This window comes from Candidatus Hydrogenedentota bacterium (genome assembly GCA_012523015.1).
In the GTDB taxonomy this organism is placed as follows: Bacteria; Hydrogenedentota; Hydrogenedentia; order Hydrogenedentales; family CAITNO01; genus JAAYBJ01.
On record JAAYJI010000040.1, the window covers coordinates 1 to 23121 of the forward strand.

Genomic DNA, 23121 nt, shown 5'->3' on the forward strand with positions numbered 1-23121 from the left:
CAATGCGCAGGTACTTTTGCCCCTCTCTTCCGATGCCGGAGAAGCGGAAGAGTCGTTCAGCTTATCGACACTTTCAGGATTGCAGGTTATGGCGCCTTCCGGCCAGATTCTCGGTACTGTAATTGAAACGATTGATACACCGGCGGGCGGCGTGGTTCGCTTGGAGATGCTCGATGGACGTACAGCGGCACTGCCCTTTGTCGATCAAGTATTTAAGAGCGTAGATCGAAGCCGGAACGTGATTCATGTCGCAGACGTGACGCCTTTCTTGGTAATGGATGATTTAAGCCCGGATTGTTGATTGTCCGTGCAAACTGTGGCTGGAGCGTGCTATGAGGATAGATATCCTCTCATTATTTCCGGAATTGATTGAACCTGCCTTAGCCGTGGGCGTGCTGGGTCGTGCTGTCAATAAAGGCGTACTAGGTGTAAACGTAGTTAATCCTCGTGATTTCACTACCGATCGCCATCATACAGTGGACGATGCGCCTTATGGCGGCGGAGCAGGAATGGTCATGAAATGTGAACCAATCTTTGCTGCTGTGGAAAGCCTATCGCCAGCAAATACTTTGGAGCATGTTGTTTTGCTCTCGCCAAGAGGCAGACGCTTGGATCAAACCGTGGTACACGAAATGGCGTCGTGGTCAGATATGGTACTGATTTGTGCACGCTATGAAGGCGTGGACGAACGTGTTTCTGAACTCTTGGTGACCGATGAAATTTCCATTGGCGATTACGTTTTGAGCGGCGGTGAAACGGCTGCACTCGTAGTCATCGAAGCCGTGAGCCGCATGTTGCCGGGCGTCGTTGGAAATTGGGAATCTGTCGAAACCGATTCTTTTTATGAAGGTATTTTGGGACCGCCCCAGTATACAAGGCCGCCTCAGTTTCGCGGCGCGGCGGTACCGGAAGTGTTGTTAAATGGAGATCATGCCGCAATTGCGCGTTTTCGTAAGGAAGAGGCAATGCGGATTACGCGGCTGCGCCGTCCCGATCTCTTGACCGATATAGATAAAGAAAAAAATAAACCTGCCGACACCGGCAAAAACAAAAAGTTATAGTTAGAGGAGAATGAACCATGAACGCGGTACAAGAATATGCAAACAAATTTTGCAAAGCTGAAAATGAAATACCGTCTTTTAACATCGGCGATACAGTACGGGTTCATTTCCGCATCGTCGAAGGTGAAAAAGAACGAATCCAAGTATACGAAGGCGTCGTGATTGGCCGGAAAGGCAAGGTCAGCGCCAATGCCACCTTTACGGTACGCCGTGTCGCTTTTGGTGAGGGCGTTGAACGTGTGTTTCCGCTCCATTCTCCACGTATTGCCAAAGTGGAAGTCGTGCGTGAAGGCCGCGCCCGTCGTGCCAAATTGTACTATCTTAGAGATCGTGTTGGTAAAGCAGCCCGCGTCAAAGCGCGCCGCCGCAACGCCTAATCTCTTTTTTTCTAAAGATTTATCCTTTCGCTTTGCCCGCCCGGTTTTTCCTTTTCCCGGTGCGGGCTTTTTTTATTGGAAAACCGAAGCTTCTTGCACGTGCCTTAGCCGGCATTGCATAGCTGCGCAACTCTTGCTGAAAATACCTTATTGCTTTTGAGTCCGTGATTTTCCTTTTAGCATGAAGAAAACATCATGAATTACCGTTTTTCTCCTTATGGCCGTTCCGCTACTTCCCCTTCCCCGGTCAACAGTATGATGGCCGATTTCGCACAAGACTTCCGGGATGACATCGATATTAATCTTGGTGTTGGGTATGTCAATGAAGCAACCATTCCTGTTGCCAAGATTTGTGACGCCATGACAGAAGTGAGCGGCCATCCCGGTGTATATCGCCAAGCCTTCAACTACGGCGGCCCCCAAGGCTCTCCCAATCTCATCCAAAGTTTGCGGCACTTTTATTTGTCCAACGGTATTGGCAACATTTCTGAAGAAGTTCTCGGTCAAAAGGAAATTTTGATCGGGCCGAGCGGTGCCACCAGCATCCTTGCTGCCTTAGCAGATATTTTTGAGCCGGGCATTGTAATCACGGCCGATCCTATGTATTACATCTACTGCGACTATCTCGAGCGCAAAGGATTTCAAGTGCTCACTGTGCCTGAAGACGATGAGGGGATCTCTGTAACAGCCCTTGAAGAGCAACTCAAAGCCTTAGGCGCGACGGTACGAAACTTATCGTTCTTCTACATCGTTACGGTAAATAATCCCAGCGGCGTCATCCTATCCAACACGCGAAAACGCGCTTTGGTTGAAATGGCTCGCTATTGGTCCGCCTTGACAGGTCACGCCATTCCCCTATTTTTTGATCAAGCCTATGAATGGCTTATCCATGACCCGGCAGTTGAGAAACCGGAGTCTGCCATGATGATGGATAAAAGCGGCTTAGTCTATGAAATTGCGACTCTTTCCAAGATCCTTGCACCGGCGCTGCGTATCGGTTTTATGGTGGGGCCGTCGGGTCCCTTTATGGACGCTGTGGCACAAAAAACCAGCGATATAGGATTCAGTGCGCCGCTGACCAATCAAGAAATTGCTGCGGCACTGCTGCGCGGCGGTATGGCAGAGCAACTCGCCCGCGTCAATGCAGGCTATCGGGAGAAAGCGAAAAAGATTGAAGCATCGCTCACTCAACTTTTAGCGCCTTGGCTCCGAAAAATACGAGGCGGCAAGGGCGGCTTTTATTTCTACCTGGATTTAAAAGGCATTCGAACGGATCGCAGGTCTCCCTTCTTTCATTTTCTGTCAAGAACGACAGGGGATCCGGAAATTGACGGGTTGAAAGACAACCTGAATCGGCGTGTAATTTATATTCCGGGAGAGTTTTGCGTCCACCCTCAAGGCAGCCAAACTGAAGAAGGCCGCTATCAATTACGCCTCTCTTACGGCTATGAGGATACGGAAAGAATTATTGAGGCGCTGCATATTATGCGGGAAGCGATCGTATACGCGGAGTCACAGGGCGAATAACTTCGCCGTGCGGAGCGCTCAGAAAGACAGCATCTTGCGAATTTTCTCTACTTGATTCAATCGGCGCGGAATGTCCTCAGGGATAAGCGGATCTTTGGTTCCCACGGCCACCCAAACAGGATCAATTTCAACGGATAATTCGGGGTGGCGCAAAAGATAATCCACCAAAGGAAGCGAAATGGCGGTGTGCGCAAAAGATTCATTCATTGCGAAGACAGCGAACTTCGCCGCGAATATTTCGTTTTCGATAAAGACTTCATCGAAGCCAATAATATCCCCCAAGCTGAGAAGCATGGTCTTAGGATAAATGCGCAGGGGGGGACAGTTGCCGCCGTGGTAGATGACTGCAAAACTTCCATAATGCCATTTCTTTTCTGCGCCCAGCCCCGTATTATAGCCGTAGTCGAAAAGTACCGTTTCAAGTCCCGCATAGCGCCCCAACAAAATATTGAAGGCATGACGACCGCGCCCACGCCGCTGTTCTCCCAGAAAAGAAAATCGGCGGGGAATGGCATAACTGCGGTAATAATAACGGAGTTTGAAGCGATGTGCTATCTCCATAAATGCACGCTTTTTCAGGAATTGATAATAGAAGAAAAGACTGCCTGCAAGCACAGCAATCCCACACAGAAACATTGCAAATAAAATATTTGTAAACATATCCTGCATCGTATTTCTCCTTTATCCAACAAAAGCCATGCAGTACATTCACTTCATGGCAACGTGCCTTATGAAGGAAATTTCAGCACATCAGCAATAGCAAGGCATAAAGGCTTCACATTGTCTTCGGTGATTCCCGCCACATTGATCCTGCCATTATCCACAATATAAATGGCGTATTTTTCACGCAACAAGGACACCTGTTCTCGCGACAATCCGGAGAAAGAAAACATGCCGCGCTGCTCTTTTATGAAAGAAAAATCTTGATCTACACCAACCTCTTTGAGGGTGTCCACAAACAAAGCACGTATCCCGTTAATGCGGTTTCGCATGACGGTCACTTCTTTTTCCCAAAGCTGCCGCAGTTCGATATTCTCCATGATAGTCTTCACGATTAAAGCGCCATGAGCTGGCGGATTGGAGTAATTGGAACGGATCACTTTCTCTACCTGACTGAAAGCACGGGCCGTACTTTCTGCGGCGCCCGCTGTGAGTGTCAATGCACCACATCGATCTTGGTATAACCCAAAATTTTTGGAAAAAGAACTGCATACGAGGAGTTCATCGACATGCTCCGCCAAAAGCCGCAGTCCGGCAGCATCCTCATGAAGTCCGTCTCCGAAGCCTTGGTAGGCAAAATCAGCGACTGCGATCAAACCGCGATCCTTGATCATTTCCGCTAAAATCGCCCAGTGCGCTAAGGTCAAGTCCACGCCGCAGGGATTGTGGCAGCAGGCATGCAACAATAGCACGTCGCCTCTCTTCGCTTCTTTCAAGCTCTCCTGCATCCTTTGAAAATCAATATCTTTGGTCTCATCTACGTAATAAGGGTAGTATCTTACATGATGCCCGGCAGCGGCAAAAATGCCCGGATGATTCGCCCACGTTGGCGTACTCATCCAGACCGTTGCAGCGCCAAAGCAACGAAATAAAAAATCGGCGGCAACACGCAACGCGCCCGTACCGCCCGGTGTGTGGGCAGTGCGGCAACGATTCTGCATGATGGCAGGATGTTCTTTCGAAAAAACAAGTTGTTGCACAATGTTCCCAAAAGCGGGCACACCGGCAATAGGAAAATAGTTCTTTGGTAAATTAGCGGCTAAGAGTTGTGTTTCCGCCTGCTTTACAGAATTCAGGGTTGGTGTTTCGCCATGTTCATCCTTATATATGCCAACCCCAAGATTAATTTTTTGGGGATTCAATTCTTTTTGAAAAGCTTCGGTTAATCCCAATATGCTATCGGGCGGCTCCATCTGAATGGTTTCAAACATAAACAACTCTATCCTTAACTCCACAAATCTACACACTTAATTATTGTTAACACGAAATTTAGATGCGGCAAAGCGCTTTCAACCCACACGATAGATACCGGTTTCAAGACACACAACAGGCAGAGACCAATCATCCCTCAACCGATTAAACATGCCACAAACAGATACTATCGCCCATAATAATACGTCAAGTTCATCATATTTGACAACATCAAAGACCTTTTATTTCTGATGCGCCCCAAAATAGAATATTTTCTGTATTGACAAGCGCCAAATCCTGCTCTCCTCCCTAAGAAAGTACTTCGATTTTGATCATCTATTCACTCGCTAGTGTTACCGCTTTATTCGCATTGAGGAGGAAGTCTGCGGTACAATGTCAGTGTGTGAAGTTTCAAATGGTCTGCTGAATCCTCACCTTCTCAATTAGTCGTTGTAGCAGGTACCTACAGAGAAACTGTCTTCATTTTTGACAGCTGTACTATGCCTGTGTGAATGCAATTCCAAAAGACATGATGCTATTGTGAAACTTTTATGTATTGGTGATATTGTTGGAAAACCGGGGCGTGAAGCGGTCAGGCACTTTTTGCCGAAGCTCATTGAATCCCGACACATTGATTTTGTCCTCGCAAATGCCGAAAATATTGCCCACGGCAAAGGCGCTTCCCTCCGATTATTAGATGAACTTCGGGACTATGGCGTTCATTTATTTACTATGGGAAACCACACGTGGCGGCGCCCGGAATTCGTAAACGCTATTAACCAGTGTCCCTATGTAGCCCGGCCTGCCAATTATACGAAACATGCACCGGGACAGGGAACCGCCCTATACCGCTTCGCTGATGGCCGACAAGTGGCGGCGATTAATTTGCAAGGCCGCGTATTTATGGAGCCCACAGATTGCCCTTTTGCTGCGGTAGATCGTGAACTGGAAGCGCTGCCGGAATCGGTGACCATAAAAATCGTCGATGTCCATGCCGAAGCGACCTCTGAAAAAGCGGCACTGGCATGGTATCTTGACGGCAAGTGTACCGCCGTGGTAGGCACACATACCCATGTGCAAACGGCGGATGAACGGCTGTTGTTCAAACATACCGCTTTTATCAGTGATATTGGCATGTGCGGACCCTATAACAGTATTTTGGGCGTGCAAAAGGAAATGATCATTGATAAACTGGTTACCGGGCTGCCGAAAAAATGGGAGCTTGCCGGCGGACCTGTTCAATTCAATGCTGTATTGGTTGATGCCGATCCTCAAACAGGAAAGGCAAAGTCCATTGAACGGATCCGTGAAGTGGAGGATCTGTGACAAAAGTTTTTTCATTCGCATCAACGTAGAAAAAGCTTTTGTGTCATGTGTGGAGAGGTCGGCGGCTGCGACACCGTAGGATCCTGAGCATGACCGGGCTTCCCTACATAGATAATTTTCGTTGAACATCAAGCCCCGTACGAGGGGCTCTAATAGGTATAGAAGATGTATTTCAAAAGAATTTCAATGCACGGCTTCAAGTCCTTTGCCGATCCCACGGTAATTAATCTTGACCTGGGGATCACAGCTATTGTGGGACCCAACGGCTGCGGCAAAAGTAACATACTAGATGCCTTGCGCTGGGGCTTGGGCGAACAAAGCGCCCGAGAACTGCGCGGTTCCCATATGCAAGATGTCATCTTCAACGGCAGCGGCGGAAGACCTGCAACTGGCATGGCGGAGGTCAGCCTGACTTTTGATAATTCAGACGGACAATTGCCTATTGATTACAACGAAGTTGAAGTTACACGGCGGGTTTATCGTTCCGGCGAAAGTGAATATCTGCTCAACCAAACTGCCTGCCGGCTCCGCGATATTCAAGAATTGTTCATGGATACCGGTATCGGTACCAATGCCTACTCCTTAATCGGACAAGGAAAGATTGACCTTGTCTTAAGTACCAAGCCTGAAGACCGCCGCTACTTGCTGGAAGAAGCCGCAGGGATTATTAAATACAAGGCGCGCAAACGTATGGCGATGCGCAAATTGGACACAGCCGAACAAAACATGTTGCGGCTCAACGATATTATTGCTGAGGTGGATCGACAGATGCGCTCTTTGAAGCGGCAGGTCAACGCCGCCATACGGCACCGAGAATTAACGACGGAACTGCGCAGCCTCGAAATTCGCAATGCTTGGCTTAAATACAATGATCTAAGCGGACAAGTGGATGACCTGCGAACCCAACTTTCAGAGTCCGTCGATCATTATCAAGAATTGACTGTAAAGACCTCAAGTCAAGAAGCGGAATTGGAACGGATTAATCTCAAGCGCGTGGAAATCGACCGTCTGTTATCGGAACGTCGGGACCGTGAACACCAAAGCGCCTCTGAAATGGAGCGGCTTGAGGGACAAATCTCGCTCTTTAAAAAAGAAATTGAATTTGCACAAGAACGCGCAACAGCCGCCGCCTTGGAAAAGGAGCACTTAGAAAAAGAATCTGCAGAAATGGATTCGGAATCGGGTGTCTCAGCCGAACAGCTGGCGCAAAGCGAAAAAGAGGCAAAGGCGGTTGGCGACACCTTGGCAGCCCTACAAGAAGAAGCGGATAAAACGCAACGACTGCTGCAGGAAAAAGAAAAAGAAATTGGTGAGCTCCGCGGGCTTAGCGTGGAGTCCGCCAATACGCGCAATCGTATACAAACGGAAATAGAAACGGTAGGCGTAACCATTGCCAATCTAGATACGCAAATGAAAACCTTGCGTGAACAACAACAGGGTCTTCATAAGCGGATTCAAGAAACGGGTGTGCAGGTTGATCAATTGACGCAGACCGAAGAAGAACTCAAAACAACATTCGCGTCGACTGTGAAACAACGAGAAGAGACGATCGTAGCGCGCAAAGAACTTGAAAAGGAAATAGTCACTTTAAACACGCGATGGCAGGAATTGCGTGAAAGCCGAAGCAGCTTGGAAGCGCGTCTAACATCGCTGGTGGAATTGCGCGACAGCTACGAAGGCTTCGCCGTGGGCGTGCGCGCGATCATGATGGCGCGACAAAAACAATATCCCGGCATACAAGGCATTATCGGCCCTGTAGGCGATGTGATCTCTACAGAAAAACGATATGAATACGCCATTGAAGCGGCTCTCGGCGGCAACATCAATAATATTATCGTCGATAGAGCCGAAGACGCTAAAGCCGCCATCAATTTTTTAAAAGAAAAACGAGCGGGCAGAGTTACCTTCTTGCCCCTAGATACCATCCGACCCGGCTTCCCCGACGATGGCAAGAGTCTGAAACATCAAAAGGGTATCATCGGACTAGCCGTTGATTATGTGCAGTGTGAATCCAATTTAATGCCTGCCGTACAATATCTTTTGTACAACACCCTGATTGTGGAAAGCATCGATGACGCCATCCGTATTGCACGGGAAGAAAGCCGCTTCCCAAGATTGGTCACCCTTGAAGGCGAAGTCGTCACACCCGCCGGCGCCGTTACCGGCGGTCGCACCCAACGCGAAAGTCAAGGATTGCTTAGGCGCAGTTCTGAAATTGAAGAGTTGACGCAAAAGGTCAAACAAATCGAAGAGACCTTAGACACGATGACCGCCCGGGCGAAACAACTGAGCGACCGTTCTGCGACACTGGGCGAAAATATTAGAGCCTTTGAAAGTGAAGAGCACCGGTTCCGCCAGCAATTGTCTGAAACCGGAGTCGCTCTGGCACGGCGTACGGCGGAGGCAGACAGTCAGCGTTCTGCCTTAACAGAAATTGACACCACCCTTCTCGGATTGGACAAACAAAAAAGTGCGCTACAAGAACGGCTGGAAGAGATCCATTCCCGTAAAGGCGGCATGGAAACCGATGATGAGACGCTTCAAAAGCGATTGGAAACGGCGCAACGTGATGCGGCGCAACAACGGGCAGAATTGGATTCTTTTAACAACACCATCGCAGATAAGCGGGTACAAGAAAATGGGCTGTTGCGTGCTTTGGAGGAACTGAAGCGCGATTATGAACGCTCCCGTAAAAGCAGCCGTGACATGCAAGAACAAGCCCAAAAACAAGAAGCCCTAAAAAAGGAAATGGAAACGCGCGCACACGATTTTGAAGAACAAATCAAAGCGATTGTCTCTCAATCAGCGCAGATATCGTTGACCCGAGACACCCTGCATAAGGAAGTACTGGAAACGCAAAAGGAACAAGCCTTTTTGATCGAGTCCAACGACAAATTAACACAGCAGCTGAAAGAAAGCCGTGTTAAAATGGAAGCCGCCCAACGGGGTGTTCATAAACTTGAATTGGAATGTTCACAAAAAGAAGATCGAATGGAGTTTTTCCAAGAACGCATCTCCATGGAATACGGTCTAGCTTTGGCGTCGCTTACCGACGATGACGTGGGTTCCGATGAATACGACGAAGAAGAACGAGATAAATTAATCGAACAAAAGCGCCAAGCACTGCAACGCTTGGGCAGTGTAAATCTCGGCGCTATTGAAGAATACGACGTGTTGGAAAAACGCGCCCAATTCCTCAAGACCCAAAACAATGACTTGGTGCAGGCGCGGGACACATTGCTGGGCGTGGTGAAAAAGATTGATGCCACGACGGAAGACCTTTTCCAGACCACCTTTAACGCTATCTCGGATAATTTCAAACATTATTTCCGGCGCCTATTCAACGGCGGACAAGCACGCCTATTTTTGCTTGATGAAGCGAACCCGCTGGAGTCAGGCATCGAAATTGAAGCGAGGCCTCCCGGCAAAAAACCGCTAACCATCAAATTGTTATCAGGCGGCGAACAAGCCCTCACCGCCATTGCGCTGCTCTTCAGTATTTTTGTTGCCAAGCCCAGCCCTTTCTGCGTACTTGATGAAGTGGATGCGCCGCTGGACGATATTAACGTTACCCGTTTTCTGACCATGGTCGATGAGTTCACGGCAAAGAGCCAGTTCATCATGATCACACACAACAAAAAAACCATGGCCCATTCCGATGCTATTTTTGGCGTCACACAACAAGAACCGGGCGTATCCCAGCTGGTCAGTGTGCGGCTGGAAGAGGCGGAAAAGGTGGCTTCTAATTCATGACCTTCCCCGATCAACATGAGGAGCATTCACCATGAACCCTCCTCCACTCCATGTGCTGCATCTCTTTAGTAATGGCAAATGGACAGGCCCCGCAGAACTGGTACTCAATTTATGCCGCGCCCTGAGAGAGGAAGGGCTCTCCTTGGATTTTGCCTGCTCACCACGAACGGGATCCGGATTCAATAAGGTACAAGAAGAGGCGCGCAAATACGGTATTGAACCGCTGACTTTTTTGCATCTGCCTAAACATCGGCACCCGCTGCGGAACTGGCAAGATATACGGAGTCTGCGGCAGCATCTCCAAGCAAAACATTACGACCTAATCCATTGTCATCTTGACAATGACACGCTAATCGCATTGAAAGCGACGGCATCAATGCCGCACCTTCCCGTAATACGCTCCAGTTATGAAGGTGTCGGTTTTTCACACACACGACGACACAAAAAGCTTGTGCTTCGAAGCAATGCAATTATCGAAGCATCGGAACGGGCACGACACGCCGATCAAGTACAATTTTCTGCTGCGCCTGAAAAATTCTATGTCGTAGATTCTGCTATCGATCTCCAACGCTTTAATCCTGAACGCGCCCTTCCCGATATGCGCGCCCAATTAGGGCTGGACGACGGCGCATTTGTTTTGGGCATTGTAGCCCGAATCCAAACACATCGTCACTATGATGATTTATTTAAAGCCTTCGCCTCTTTTGTTGCAGAGGTACCGGAAGCGGTGCTCCTCGTCATCGGTCGCGGTACGAAGCAACAGGAACTCGCCTTTGAGCCTGTCCGATCCTTGGGCTTGCAGGAGCATGTACACTTTAGCGGATACTTGAATCAAGATAATTATGTAGGCGCCTTGAAAGCCATGGATGTCGGATTGTTTTTGACGCCGGGAACGGATGGCACCTGCCGCGCAGTCCGCGAAAAAATGGCCATGGGCAAAGCCATGATCTGTTCCGATCGCGGCATGCTCCCGGAAATCGTAGCGGATCATGAAACGGGATTGGTCACGGACGGCAGTCCTGAAGCACTGCTTCATGCCATGCGCGTACTCTATGAAGATACGGCGCGCCGCCGAGCTTATAGTAATGCTGCTTCCACTGCAGCGAAGTCACGCTTTAGTATGAACGCCTATGCTTCCTCTGTGATTTCAATCTACAAAGAAGTCCTTGATCGAAACACCAAAACCGTAAAGGATCGATAAGCGACCGGAGCGCTTCGCCCATGTTATTCGGAAACATTGATATCAAAGATCCCCTTTGCTTAGCTCCCATGGAAGACGTTACTGACCTTCCTTTCCGCAAGCTATGCAAAAGCTATGGCGCCGATGTGTTATACACGGAATTTGTCAATTGCGAGGCTGTCATCCGAAATGTCCCCTCAGAGCTGAACAAGTTTAAACTCAACGAAGATGAACACCCTATTGGCATCCAGCTTTACGGAAGCAATCCAGACTCTTTGGAGCGCGCCGCGGCACAAGCACAAACTTTGGGCAACCCCGATTTTATCGATATGAATTGTGGGTGTTGGGTACGAAAAATTGCCGGGCGCGGCGATGGTGCGGGCTTGCTGCGCGATTTGGATCGGCTCAGCGCAGCCGTTGCCGCGGTGCAACGAGGCAGCTCCGTTCCTGTTACAGTGAAAACACGGCTAGGGTGGGATGAGAATAGTCTCGTCATTCTCGAAGTGGCGCCCATGCTTGCACAAATGGGTATTCAGTCCCTCACCATACACTGCAGAACCCGCGTGCAAGGCTATTCCGGCACAGCAGATTGGAGTTGGATTCCAAAGATCAAAGAAGCTGCCCCCCACTTACCACTCATTGCCAATGGAGATATTTGTACGCCTCAGGATGTAGAAACGTGTTTTAATCTGGGAGCAGACGGGGTCATGATCGGCCGTGCCGCCATGCAAAAGCCTTGGGTATTCCGCACCATGCGGCATTACTTGGATCATGGAATCCTATTACCGGAACCCTCCCTCGATGAGCGCAAAGAAATGTGCATCAGTCATTTGAAAACACATGTTGAATTCCGCGGCGCACGGCGCGGCATTTATTCTTTTCGCCGCTACTATGGCGGCTACTTTAAAGGGACGGCTTACATTGGGAAACTCCGTCGTGAGTTAATGACCTTGATGATGCTTGACGAAATTATAGAAAAAATTCAAGGCTTTTCCGAAGAGTAGGCACGATCGCGGCAACCACGCTTCATTCCCATTTTTTCCCCTCCTTCTCCACAAAAAGACAAGAGGCGTCGCAGTCCTTTATTTTTTCCCCTTCACTAATCGCCGCTATGCAGCACGTCTACAACAGGCCTTTGGTGTGCAGAATTTTCCTTTTCCGTAGCGCTATTTGGTAGGACACCCCTCACCTCGCAACGATCCAAATACACTACTATTTAAAACAAATAAGTAGACTTAAATATTTCGGTTTCGTCCCACCATCTCAAGGTCTAATGACTTTTTCTTGGTGAATTTTAGAAAGCCTCCACAACGATTGTTTCTTATTTTTATAGATTTATTTTCAATCGAAATTAGAGTATAAAAAAAATAGCCCTATATACCAGGTGATTTAAAAGCCCTAAAAATCACCCTTTTGAAAAGGAAATCCTATTTGTCAACAATTTACCTTTTAAAATATGACGGGACTTAAAAAAAAATAGTCTTAAAAAGGGATTGACTTTTGTGGTAACTTTTAGTATAATCGTGGTAAAAGAAGGTTATTTTGTGGTATTTAGTGGTTGGTAGTGGAAACTAACGAATCGCGGATTAAACCATGTATTGCGGTGAAACACATAGCAAGATTGATGATAAAGGGCGTTTGAATTTTTCTTCGACCTTTAAAACAATCATGGAAGCAAAAGATCACTACACGTGGTATATTACGCGGGGCTATGACAACTGCCTTTTTCTTTTTGAAAAAATTCGGTGGGAAAAACTTATCACAGAAGAAATTCCTCAAGCCACCCTTGACCCGCGCAAAATGGATCTCCGTCGTTTTCTGGTGGGGGGATCGGTAAAATTGAACGTGGACAAACAATTCCGTATTTTGCTTCCGGAACATTTGCGTGAATATGCGGGCATTGATCGCGATGTGGCTATTTTGGGTTTGGAAGATCATATACAAATCTGGAGCTCCACCCGGTGGAATGAATATTTTGAGCGTAATGCGTCTACCTATAAACAATTGGCGGCCGAGGAATTTGGGATGAATGCATCCAAAGCCGCCGAACCCATGGAGGAGAACTGATATGATAGGTATTGAGCACTTTGAAAAAAATGGCGTAACCGTGTTGCGGCTGAATGGAGAAATCGAGGGGACTGTCAACCAGTTGCTCCGTGATGCCATATCCGCATGTGTCCGAAACAACCAGTATCATTTAGTACTCAATCTTAGTGCTGTTACCTTTGTGAGTTCGGAAGGTATTGGCACCATTGTGGAATACTTAGGTCATTTTCGTATGAACAAGGGCGACATCAAATTAGTTGGTCTTAATTTACAAAGCCGACGCCTTTTAGATTTGATGGGACTCTCCCGTGTATTTGCTATCTGCAAATTTGAATCGGTGGCAATGAAAGAATATTCGAAGGTGGCCGCTTAATTGTCCTGTGCTTACGGACGGGGCGTAGTGAAAAGAGATTTTATGGATCCGTCCCCCCAATTACATGTTCCCGTAATGGTGGAAGAAGCGCTGCATGCACTTCGAATACGCCGCGATGGGGTGTACGTGGAGGCCACAGCCGGAGCGGGCGGTCATGCAGAACGCATCGCGGCGCTTTTGTCCGGCGGGCGGCTTATCGCCTTAGATCGTGATCCTGCCGCGGTCGACCTCTCTCGGGAACGTCTCGCCAATTATCCATGGGCCACGGTAATCAAAGCCAATTACAGCGAGTTGCCGTCCGTGTTGGAAAAACTCGAGATTCAATCAGTGGACGGTATTCTCTTAGATGCAGGCATTTCCAGTATGCAAATCGACGCGTCAGAACGAGGCTTCTCCCTTGATCTGGACGGTCCGTTGGATATGCGCATGGATCCCACGGAAGAAGATCATGCCGCCAGTCGTTTGGCGCGCTGGGACAGCGACGAAATCGAACGAATTTTAAGAGAATACGGCGATGTCCGGCCCGCGGGACGAATAGCACGCGCCATTGTATCCCGCTGTAAAGCCAATCAAATGTACCGAACATCGCACTTGGCGGCGGCCGTACGGGAAGCGCTGGACTTTGTCAGGACTGAGCCGGAAGAAATCAGAACCGTCTTTCAAGCAGTCCGCATAGCCGTCAATGATGAATTGACCCACTTGAAAAAAGGGCTGGAGCAGGCGGCGGCGCATTTACAACCCGGTGGCCGGCTAGTCGTCATCTCTTTTCATAGCGGTGAAGATCGTGTTGTCAAACATTGCTTCCAAGCCTTCAGTCGGGTCACCACCCGCCTCCACCCTGACGGTCGAGTAGCCGAAACGATCCAACCGAAATACTGTGTTATCACTAAAAAACCGTTACAGCCCAGCAGAGAAGAAACCGCTGCCAATTCGCGCAGTAAGAGCGCGAAGATGCGGGTTCTTGAATGTATTCAATAGTCCATGAAAGGGTATTGCCATGATCCAAACAAGTGAAATCAAACGCAAACGCGCTCTTCTCGGATGGATAAAATGGATATCTTTGCCGTGTATACTTTTTGTTTTTATCATCTTTGATGTGTTCCTCAACATCCAAGTGCAAATTGATGATCGTATCATGGCAGAATTAAATAACGAATTTCTTCGCCTTGAAACTGAATTTCGCAATGAATCATCGCGCTTGTCCCTCGCTCGGGGAAGCATTGCCGATACCATTAAAAAAGCGGAAGAGATGGGCATGGTCGCCCCTGATATTGATCAACTCAAAACCGTCGCCTACCGATCTGTTCAACTTAACGTGATTGAACCCTTAGAAGCAGGTTTCGAGGTTGCCCAATCTTCTCCGTCTATTACGACTGTCAAACTGGCAGATTATGAGAAGGACAGCGCAACATCTTCCACACAATTCTTTGATGTGACTGTTGCATTGGCACAAGCCGCAAAAGAGCCTCAAGCAATAGAGGAAGCCGCGGAAGTTACGGACATATCCATAGCCTCTGATGAAGCTGTACTCGTGGAAGAATTGCCGGACATAAGTGCCGAAGATCCTGAACTGCAATCCCTTGGACTGGAAGAAATGCTGGCATCCCTTTAAAGGTTCATGGGGGACTTCAAGATGAATAGGATACCCCTTTATCGCTATACACTTGGAACCTCATTTGGAAAGGTGACACGATGAAAGGCCGCACACATTCTTATAACACGGAAAACGATCACCTTTCTTGTAGACAATCTGAACGCCACCTAAAGGCGCTGCGATTACTCTTCGGTTTATTTGCCTGCCTTTTTCTATTCATGCTTGCACGGCATACCCAACTCGTGTTTTTCCCGGGAAAAGAACTCTCCTCTGAGGCGCAGTACCACATTGGCGTCCAATATCTTGAGCAGCCCCGGGGCGAAATATTCGATCGAAATGGAATCGTATTAGCAACAAATCTTCCACTCCCTTCTCTTTGGGTAAATCCACATCATGTCAGCAATCCTGAAGAATTGGCCAATTATCTCAGTGTCTACTTAGATATACCTGAAGATGAAATCCTTCCGCGTCTCGCACGCCAATCTTCCACAGGAAAACGGCGCGATACCTTTCCTATAAAACGATGGATAAGAAACATTAAAACGGAAGAGCTGGAAGAAATAATCAGTAAGTTTGGAAAAGCGCTTTACATAAAGCAAGAGTCTATCCGTTCTTATCCTCACAACGATGTAGCCTCCCATTTACTTGGTTTTGTAAATTTAGATGGAAAAGCTTCCGAAGGAGTGGAGCTTGCCTATGATGACTATCTCCGCGGCCAACAAGGCAAATACGAAGGTCGAAAAGATAGTTCCCGCAAGATACTGCCTTCTAGCATTTTTTCTTATAAAGAACCCGAAGGCGGCGATATGCTGCAACTGACCATCGATTGTACTATTCAAAATATGTTGGAAGAAGAATTGGACAATCGCATGGAAGATGTCGGAGCAAAAGCAGCCATGGGCATGTTAATGGATCCGCAGACGGGCGCTATCTATGCCCTTGCCAGCCGCCCCGCGTTCAATCCGAATGACTATGCGACGACTCCTGCCGAATTTCGTAAAAACAAAGCTTTGATCGATGTATTTGAGCCGGGTTCTGCCTTCAAGATTGTTGTGGCATCGGCAGCCCTTGAGTTGGGCATTGTCACGCCTGAAACCTTAATCAATTGCGAGAATGGCGCGTTCAATCCCTACGGTCACAGAATCCGAGACTTCCATCCCAATGGTGTTATTCCCTTCTCAAGAGCCTTTGAAGAATCCAGTAACATTGCCATGATTAAACTGGGTGCTCAAGTAGGTCCGGAGCGCTTCGAATCTTGGATTCGGCTTTTTGGTTTTGGCGCCAAGACAAGTACAGACTTTAAGTTTGAAAGCGTCGGATTATTCCGAAGCCGAGATAAATGGTCGCGCTTGAGCATGGGCTCCTTGCCTATGGGTCAAGAAATCGCCGTTACCATACCGCAATTGGTTCAGGCATTTTCGGTCATTGCAAATGGCGGTTATCTTGTGCAACCCTATTTTGTTGAGAAAACAGAGAACCGTTTCGGCGAAACCACCTATCAATATGAAATGCCGCCGGCAAAGCGGATTTTATCGCCCCAGACGGCGGATACCATGCGCCAACTCTGTTATCAAGTGGTATTGAATGGAACAGGAAAGACCGCCGCCATTCCAGAATATCATGTTGGCGGCAAGACAGGAACGGCGCAAATGGCACGCCTGAATGGCAAAGGCTATGATCCCGACCGATACACGGCTGTGTTTGCCGGTTTCGCGCCTGTCGATAATCCACGTATTGCCGCCGTAATCGTCGTTCAAGAACCTTCCATTCGTCAGCGCTGGGGCGGACACGTGTGCGGTCCCATCTTTCAAAAGGTAGTCCGTGAAGCGCTCATTCGTTTGCAAGTGCCGATGGATGAAAAAGTCGATCCTAAATCGGGCGAAAAAAGTCCCGCATCAACCATCATGGCACGAGAAACACGGACTGCAGAAGATCAGCTGCTCCGACGCGATACCATGCCGGAAGTGTTTGAGGACATCGGTGTTGCCGACGCCGACACAGCAAGCCCCCGACCAAGTCCTGATGAACTGGATTTGGATAAAGATTTGGCGCTTCTCATAACACCATTAGATAAACTCGCTCTCATGCCGGGGCAACAGATTGATGAGAATTCCAATCATGCATTGCCTGATCTGAGCGGCATGAGCAAATCCGAGGCGCGGCATTGTCTGCAGCGCATGGGGATAATCCTCGACGCGCAAGGCGCGGGATGGGTAGAATCACAGTCGATTCCACCGGGTACGGTTTTGGAAAAGGGTGCTACCTGTACCGTATTTTTTGCTGACAAAATCCCTCGGAGTACAAGCAATGACACAGGATGATATAATCGCAATTCTGGGTCTCCCCCATCCGCTTCCTTGCTTTTCTTTCGACTCTGTAACGGAAGATTCTCGACGTGTTAAAAAAAATTCTCTTTTTATCGCACTGCAAGGAGAACAACAAGACGGTCATGATTTTGCAGCTGCCGCAGCGGCGGCGGGTGCAACAGCAATTTTGGGTAATCGCCCGGCAATAACAGCACTAAATGCTTTGCCTTACATTTATTATGAATCACCCCGTCGCGCAGCGGGATTGCTTGCCCATGGACTGTACGGCAATCCAAGCGAACAACAATGCGTAATCGGCGTTACCGGCACCAACGGCAAAACGACTGTATCTTTTTTGACACAACATATTTTGAAGACTGCCGGACGGGCTTGCGCGAATTTTGGAACGCTGGGCTATGATCTGGGAAAAACACAAGAAGACGCGCCCCATACCACGCCCTTTGGTGAGTCCTTGGCGGCACTTTTCGCCGAGGCGCTCAACCAAGGAAGTGACCATGTAGTCATGGAAGTGAGTTCCCATGCCTTGGCGCAGGAACGTGTCGCCGGCATTTCTTTCAATGTGGCAGCATTCACGAACCTGACCCAAGATCATTTAGATTTTCACAAAGATATGGAATCCTATCTGCAAGCGAAACGTATGTTATTCGAAAGCGTGAATAAGACGTTACAAAAAGGAAAGGGGTCGTCGCCTTGCTTCGGTGTGATCAATGTCGATGATCCCCACGCTGCTGATTTTGAAGCATCCCTTCCTGATCACTGCCGAAGCTATGGCGCCCAAGGGATGATAAAAGCGGAAGAGCGCCTTCTTTCTGACATGGGCGCAACCTTTAAGGTCGTAACGCCTTGGGGCGACCACGTCATACATTCCCGCATGCTGGGAACCCACAACGTTCTTAACGCACTGTGCGCTATTGGCATCACCACCGGACTCGGTCTGTCTTTGGACGAGATCGCTTCCGGCATTGAAACATTTCCCGGTGTGCCCGGCCGCTTTGAGGCGGTTGATGCAGGACAGCCCTTTCAAATCATCGTGGATTACGCCCATACGGATGATGGTCTCCGCAATGCACTCTCTGCAGCCCGCGCGATTTGTAAAGGACGCCTTATCGTGGTTTTCGGCTGCGGCGGCGACCGAGACAAAGGCAAACGCCCTAAAATGGGGAGTGTTGCGGCAGAGTTAGCGGATTATGTCGTATTGACTTCCGATAATCCCCGCACTGAAGATCCTTACCGTATTTTATTGGATGTAGAAATGGGACTCCAGCGCAAAGGGAAAAGTAAACACGATCATTATGCGGTTATTGAATCAAGGCGCGAAGCCATTGCTTTTGCTGTACATATGGCGCAGCCGGCTGACCTGATTTTAATTGCGGGCAAAGGTCATGAAACCTATCAAATCATCGGCACAGAACGCCGTCATTTTGATGACCGCGAAGAGGCACGGCGCGCTGTTTTGGAGCATGTAACATGAGCCTTTCATATACACTGGAAAAGGCAGCAACTATGATGGGGCTATCCGTAGCGCCTACGGATAACGCTCGCGCCGTTACCGGTGTATCCACAGATACGCGAAGCTTGGCGCCGGGCGATCTTTTCTTCGCACTCCAAGGCGATAATTTCGACGGCAACACCTTTATAGCTGAAGCTTTTGCCCGTGGCGCCTCGGCGGCAGTTACCACCATCCAACAGACGGGCGGCCCTTGCCTTGTTCATCCTGAACCTTTGCAGCTTCTTCAACGCTTTGCAAAAGAGCACAGGCGACAAAGTCCCGCCACAGTTATTGCAATCACCGGCTCCTGCGGCAAGACAACGACGAAAGATTTCGCAGCAGCATTGCTCGCCTCTCAATATGCGGTGACAAAAACACAAGGAAATTTAAACAACGAAATCGGCTGTCCCCTCTCGTTGCTGCACATCTCCTCAAGCACCCAATATGCCCTCATAGAAATGGGTGCAAATCATCGCGGTGAAATTGCTTTTTTATGTGATATGGCACAGCCCAACGAATCCGCTATTACCATGATCGCGCCTGCCCATCTGGAAGGCTTTGGAAGTCTGGACGCTGTCGCCCAAACGAAAGGTGAGATCGTTGATGCGCTCGGTGACCAAGGCTGCTTCTACGTAAATGTTGATGATCCGCACTGTGTCGCTATGGCGGCGCGTCATAAGGGAGACAAAATCCTTCTTGGAAGTCATGGTGATGTGGTTCTTGAATCGCTGCAATTCGATGAATCCGGCGAAATGCTCCTCACCATCCATCCTATAGGAACAATTCGACTTCCCCTTGTTGTTAAAGCCCATAGCACCGGCGTATTATTTGCGGTAGCAATGGGACTTAGGCACGGCATCAGCGAATTTGAAGGGCCCTTACGTGAAGCCTGTAAAAATACAGCGCGCTTTAAAGTGCTGTCTTTTCATGATCGCGTCATCTTGGATGACAGTTATAATGCCAATCCGGCAAGCATGACAGCGGCATTGCAAACCTTATCGGATTATCCAGGCAACAAGAAGATCGCCGTTCTCGGCAGCATGTTTGAATTGGGTGATAGATCGAAAGACTTACACGAAGAAGTTGGGCGAAGTGCCGGCCGCCTGCAAATAGATCGCCTTTTTGCCCTGGGCCCCGATGCAGCACACTTGGTCTCCGGCGCCCGTGCTGAAGGCTTGACCCATGCAACAGCCTATGAAAGCCATGATGCAATTGCTGAAGCGCTGCGTGCATCCTTTTTGCCCGGAGATGTACTCTTATTAAAAGGGTCACGAGGCATGGCAATGGAAACCATCATAGGACTCCTAGACACTCTTTTAACTTCATCATTGTAAAGGAAATAAATTAATGGCGTGGTTTTTGGCGGAACTGCTTTCAGATCATTTTCGACTGATTAATATATTGAGTTATCACACCGTTCGTGCCGGCGGCGCAGCATTTACTGCCTTTTTCTTGTGTGTTTTATTGGGACCGAAAGTAATCGCTCGGTTGCGCCAACAAAAAATTGGCCAATATATCCGTCAAGATCATGTCGAAAATCTCCATCAAATCCACAAAGGCAAGGCAGGTACGCCGACGATGGGCGGCATTTTAATTTTGGCGTCAATGCTTATTTCTCTTTTTATTTGGGGACGCTTTTCCAACCGGATGCTCTGGATTGCGCTGTTAGTAGTCTTGTTCATGGGAGCTGTCGGCTTTGTCGATGATTACATCAAGATAAAACGCAAACACAACACGGGTTTAAGTGCCCGCGCTAAGTTCACCGGTCAGATTCTTACGGGCTTATTGCTGGGCATTTATCTGGTCAACAGTCCTATCACCGTGGGCGCGTCTTTCATCTATCCCAGAGACATTGAAGACTGGGACGCTTTAGAAGGAGGTCTGATTGAAGCATCTCAGGACGAGACCCGTTCTGCCCGGGCAAAATTGTGGAATCTTTTTCCTGAGGGGACCCGAGCACTCTTGTTGGCAGAACAACAACAAGAGGACATTACTGAAGAGAATCGAAGCACTGTTTTAATGGGTTTAAACAGTGTGCTCCGCGACAAATCGCTCTATGAGGCCGCCCTTTGGCCCGAAGCAGCGTTCAATCCTGAATTAACCGATCTGCTGCAGCGGGGAATCCAGTCCCTGAATGAACGCGAAACAGTTCGTTTGAATCGGCTTTTGGTCGAATCGATTTTTCCCGATGCCATTGCAGCAAGTATGACAAATCTGCACACGAGTCTCGGCATCCCCGGACTCAAAGAAGTCTTCTTCCCCTTGGGCATCTTTTATATTTTCTTTGTGATCCTCGTCATTGTAAGTATCACCAACGCCGTTAATTTGACGGACGGATTGGATGGCCTTGCCGGAGGCATCTCAATCGTTTCTATCTTAGCCTTTTCAGGGGTCGCCTATATTGTGAGCCGTGCGGATTGGTCTCATTATCTCTTTTTGACCTATGTACCGGAAGCCAGCGAACTATTTGTTTTCGGCGGCGCATTGCTTGGCGCAGGCATGGGCTTTTTATGGTTTAATTGCCATCCTGCAGAAATATTTATGGGTGATACCGGTTCTCTTGCATTGGGCGGCGCCATCGGTGCTCTTGCGCTCCTGACCAAGCAAGAATTACTGCTTCCTTTGGTTTCGGGCATGTTCGTACTTGAAGCGCTCAGTGTCGTGATTCAGGTCATTTCTTTTAAACTCACGGGCAAGCGTGTTTTTCGCATGGCACCCTTGCATCATCATTTTGAGCTGTGCGGCTGGGTCGAGACTAAAGTCACGATGCGTTTTTGGATTGTAGCTTTACTTTTCGCATTGCTGAGTTTGGGCACACTGAAATTGCGTTAAAAAATATTGAATCCTATGCACAACGAAGATAGCGCTCTTGTGCAAAAGTATTCCAGTAATCAAAATAGGATTTTACCTTTGAATGGCAACGGATGGATTTGACGTAAAAGATATGAATGTGGTCTTGGTTGGACTGGGACGTTCAACCGTAGCCGCATCTAAATTACTTCGCATGAAAGGCGCCCATCCTTTTATAACGGACTCGGGTCAAAGTGCCGGTCTAGAAATTTGGATGGAACAAGCACAGGCGTCACAGATCCCCTTCGTTATTGAGGAAGATCAAGCAAGCTCTTTTTCGAGAGCAGATCTTGTCATTATCAGCCCCGGTGTCCCGTGGGCAGCCGATTTTTTAACCCATGTACGCGCAGCCGGAATTACTGTCATGGGAGAATTAGAGTTTGCTTCCACCTTTTGCACAGCACCCATCCTGGCGGTGACCGGTACCAACGGTAAAACTACGGTAACGACACTCGTACAGGAGATGATTCAAAGTGCCGGTCATAGCGCCGTACTGGCGGGCAACAATGATACCGCTCTGTCTCAGGTTGTTCTCGATAAGGGAGACCCGGAATATATTGTTCTTGAGGTCAGCAGTTACCAACTGGAATCAATCGATCTTTTTCATCCGCGAGTCGCGGCTCTACTAAACATTACAGAAGATCATTTGGAGCGGCATGGGACCATGGAGCACTATGCACAAACAAAGGCGAGAATCTTCAGCAACCAGACACGCCGTGATGTTGCTATTTTCAATGCCGATGACCCGTGGACAGCACAACTTTCCACTTCAGTACGCGCATATCCTTTTTACTTCAGCTTAACAAACCGCGGCGACTCAACACTGTATGCCGATGATTCTTTTTTCTACTATGAAGATAAAAAGATCGCTCCCATAAGTGCAAATCTCCTACCCGGCCGCCATAACCTTGAAAATGTTTTAGCCGCACTGGCAATCGTGCAAGCAGCGGATCTTCCGATGCAAGATGCCGTGGAAGGGCTCCGTACATTTCGCGGCGTGGAACATCGTATGGAGCATGTACGCAACATTGGAGGCGTTGATTATTACAATGATTCCAAATCAACGAATGAACAGAGTCTTTGTGTTGCACTCAAAAGTTTTAATAATCCCATCGTTTTAATAGCGGGCGGACGTGGGAAAGGCGGTGATTACAGCGCCGTCATCCCCCTTATTAAAGGGCATGTAAAATCCCTAATTTTAATGGGCGAAGATGCGGTAAAAATGGAAAGGGCTTTCCAAGGACTCGCGCCGATTCATAACGCAGAATCCATGATGGATGCCCTTCGTATCGCGCAAAAGCAGGCAC

General features: G+C 48.5%; 19 protein-coding genes. 17 read left to right on the forward strand and 2 right to left on the reverse strand.

Translation table 11 applies throughout. The annotated features are described in order from the left end of the window. From GX117_01710 to GX117_01725, 4 genes are all read left to right on the forward strand, one after another. The coding region (locus GX117_01710) for a hypothetical protein (protein NLO32062.1) at window positions 1-301 on the forward strand (301 nt) is incomplete at its 5' end. A 31-nt stretch (window positions 302-332) separates the two neighbouring features. Beyond that, window positions 333-1061, forward strand: coding sequence for a tRNA (guanosine(37)-N1)-methyltransferase TrmD (gene trmD / locus GX117_01715; GenBank protein NLO32063.1), 729 nt, complete (start codon window positions 333-335; stop codon window positions 1059-1061). A 17-nt stretch (window positions 1062-1078) separates the two neighbouring features. Beyond that, entirely contained in the window at window positions 1079-1438 is a 360-nt protein-coding gene (gene rplS / locus GX117_01720; GenBank protein NLO32064.1) for a 50S ribosomal protein L19, read from the forward strand. Between the two features lie 195 nt (window positions 1439-1633). Next, window positions 1634-2965, forward strand: coding sequence for a PLP-dependent aminotransferase family protein (locus tag GX117_01725; protein NLO32065.1), 1332 nt, complete (start codon window positions 1634-1636; stop codon window positions 2963-2965). Between the two features lie 18 nt (window positions 2966-2983). Here the strand turns inward: GX117_01725 and GX117_01730 are convergent, their stop codons facing one another. Both GX117_01730 and GX117_01735 read right to left on the reverse strand, forming a co-directional pair. Next, window positions 2984-3634, reverse strand: coding sequence for a hypothetical protein (locus tag GX117_01730; protein NLO32066.1), 651 nt, complete (start codon window positions 3632-3634; stop codon window positions 2984-2986). Window positions 3635-3693: 59 nt separating this feature from the next. Further along, on the reverse strand, window positions 3694-4896 hold the full coding sequence (locus tag GX117_01735; protein ID NLO32067.1) for an aspartate/tyrosine/aromatic aminotransferase: 1203 nt from the start codon (window positions 4894-4896) through the stop codon (window positions 3694-3696). 520 nt (window positions 4897-5416) lie between these two features. On the opposite strand from GX117_01735, the gene GX117_01740 reads away from it, so the two are divergent. The 13 genes from GX117_01740 to murD form a co-directional block, all read left to right on the forward strand. Further along, on the forward strand, window positions 5417-6202 hold the full coding sequence (locus tag GX117_01740; protein NLO32068.1) for a TIGR00282 family metallophosphoesterase: 786 nt from the start codon (window positions 5417-5419) through the stop codon (window positions 6200-6202). A gap of 186 nt (window positions 6203-6388) precedes the next feature. Then, window positions 6389-9955, forward strand: a complete 3567-nt coding sequence (gene smc / locus GX117_01745) for a chromosome segregation protein SMC (GenBank protein NLO32069.1) — start codon at window positions 6389-6391, stop codon at window positions 9953-9955. Between the two features lie 31 nt (window positions 9956-9986). Continuing rightward, on the forward strand, window positions 9987-11156 hold the full coding sequence (locus tag GX117_01750) for a glycosyltransferase family 4 protein (protein NLO32070.1): 1170 nt from the start codon (window positions 9987-9989) through the stop codon (window positions 11154-11156). Window positions 11157-11176: 20 nt separating this feature from the next. Beyond that, window positions 11177-12139 carry a tRNA-dihydrouridine synthase gene (locus tag GX117_01755; GenBank protein ID NLO32071.1) on the forward strand — a complete coding sequence of 321 codons (963 nt, stop codon included), beginning with the start codon at window positions 11177-11179 and terminating at the stop codon, window positions 12137-12139. 589 nt (window positions 12140-12728) lie between these two features. After that, window positions 12729-13202, forward strand: a complete 474-nt coding sequence (locus GX117_01760) for a hypothetical protein (protein NLO32072.1) — start codon at window positions 12729-12731, stop codon at window positions 13200-13202. Window position 13203: 1 nt separating this feature from the next. Continuing rightward, window positions 13204-13554 (forward strand): STAS domain-containing protein, encoded by a 351-nt coding sequence (locus GX117_01765; GenBank protein NLO32073.1) that lies wholly within the window; start codon window positions 13204-13206, stop codon window positions 13552-13554. A gap of 42 nt (window positions 13555-13596) precedes the next feature. Further along, entirely contained in the window at window positions 13597-14532 is a 936-nt protein-coding gene (rsmH, locus tag GX117_01770; GenBank protein ID NLO32074.1) for a 16S rRNA (cytosine(1402)-N(4))-methyltransferase RsmH, read from the forward strand. Between the two features lie 19 nt (window positions 14533-14551). Further along, entirely contained in the window at window positions 14552-15166 is a 615-nt protein-coding gene (locus GX117_01775; protein ID NLO32075.1) for a hypothetical protein, read from the forward strand. Between the two features lie 80 nt (window positions 15167-15246). After that, window positions 15247-17469, forward strand: a complete 2223-nt coding sequence (locus tag GX117_01780) for a transpeptidase family protein (protein ID NLO32076.1) — start codon at window positions 15247-15249, stop codon at window positions 17467-17469. Then, entirely contained in the window at window positions 17456-18946 is a 1491-nt protein-coding gene (locus GX117_01785; protein NLO32077.1) for a UDP-N-acetylmuramoyl-L-alanyl-D-glutamate--2,6-diaminopimelate ligase, read from the forward strand. The genes GX117_01780 and GX117_01785 overlap by 14 nt, the downstream gene beginning before the upstream one ends. Next, window positions 18943-20298 carry a UDP-N-acetylmuramoyl-tripeptide--D-alanyl-D-alanine ligase gene (gene murF, locus GX117_01790; protein ID NLO32078.1) on the forward strand — a complete coding sequence of 452 codons (1356 nt, stop codon included), beginning with the start codon at window positions 18943-18945 and terminating at the stop codon, window positions 20296-20298. The genes GX117_01785 and murF overlap by 4 nt, the downstream gene beginning before the upstream one ends. A gap of 13 nt (window positions 20299-20311) precedes the next feature. Further along, on the forward strand, window positions 20312-21796 hold the full coding sequence (gene mraY / locus GX117_01795; protein ID NLO32079.1) for a phospho-N-acetylmuramoyl-pentapeptide-transferase: 1485 nt from the start codon (window positions 20312-20314) through the stop codon (window positions 21794-21796). 82 nt (window positions 21797-21878) lie between these two features. Continuing rightward, on the forward strand, window positions 21879-23121 hold a 1243-nt coding region (murD, locus tag GX117_01800), incomplete at its 3' end, for a UDP-N-acetylmuramoyl-L-alanine--D-glutamate ligase (protein ID NLO32080.1).

Excerpts from the sequence above, each read along its gene's own strand:
- murF (NLO32078.1), top strand. The coding sequence starts at position 18,943 with ATGAGCCTTTCATATACACTGGAAAAGGCAGCAACTATGATGGGGCTA.
- GX117_01780 (NLO32076.1), top strand. The coding sequence starts at position 15,247 with ATGAAAGGCCGCACACATTCTTATAACACGGAAAACGATCACCTTTCT.
- rplS (NLO32064.1), top strand. The coding sequence starts at position 1,079 with ATGAACGCGGTACAAGAATATGCAAACAAATTTTGCAAAGCTGAAAAT.
- GX117_01755 (NLO32071.1), top strand. The coding sequence starts at position 11,177 with ATGTTATTCGGAAACATTGATATCAAAGATCCCCTTTGCTTAGCTCCC.
- GX117_01765 (NLO32073.1), top strand. The coding sequence starts at position 13,204 with ATGATAGGTATTGAGCACTTTGAAAAAAATGGCGTAACCGTGTTGCGG.
- GX117_01735 (NLO32067.1), bottom strand. The coding sequence starts at position 4,896 with ATGTTTGAAACCATTCAGATGGAGCCGCCCGATAGCATATTGGGATTA.
- smc (NLO32069.1), top strand. The coding sequence starts at position 6,389 with ATGCACGGCTTCAAGTCCTTTGCCGATCCCACGGTAATTAATCTTGAC.
- mraY (NLO32079.1), top strand. The coding sequence starts at position 20,312 with ATGGCGTGGTTTTTGGCGGAACTGCTTTCAGATCATTTTCGACTGATT.
- GX117_01760 (NLO32072.1), top strand. The coding sequence starts at position 12,729 with ATGTATTGCGGTGAAACACATAGCAAGATTGATGATAAAGGGCGTTTG.
- trmD (NLO32063.1), top strand. The coding sequence starts at position 333 with ATGAGGATAGATATCCTCTCATTATTTCCGGAATTGATTGAACCTGCC.
- rsmH (NLO32074.1), top strand. The coding sequence starts at position 13,597 with ATGGATCCGTCCCCCCAATTACATGTTCCCGTAATGGTGGAAGAAGCG.
- GX117_01785 (NLO32077.1), top strand. The coding sequence starts at position 17,456 with ATGACACAGGATGATATAATCGCAATTCTGGGTCTCCCCCATCCGCTT.
- GX117_01775 (NLO32075.1), top strand. The coding sequence starts at position 14,552 with ATGATCCAAACAAGTGAAATCAAACGCAAACGCGCTCTTCTCGGATGG.
- GX117_01750 (NLO32070.1), top strand. The coding sequence starts at position 9,987 with ATGAACCCTCCTCCACTCCATGTGCTGCATCTCTTTAGTAATGGCAAA.
- GX117_01730 (NLO32066.1), bottom strand. The coding sequence starts at position 3,634 with ATGCAGGATATGTTTACAAATATTTTATTTGCAATGTTTCTGTGTGGG.
- GX117_01725 (NLO32065.1), top strand. The coding sequence starts at position 1,634 with ATGAATTACCGTTTTTCTCCTTATGGCCGTTCCGCTACTTCCCCTTCC.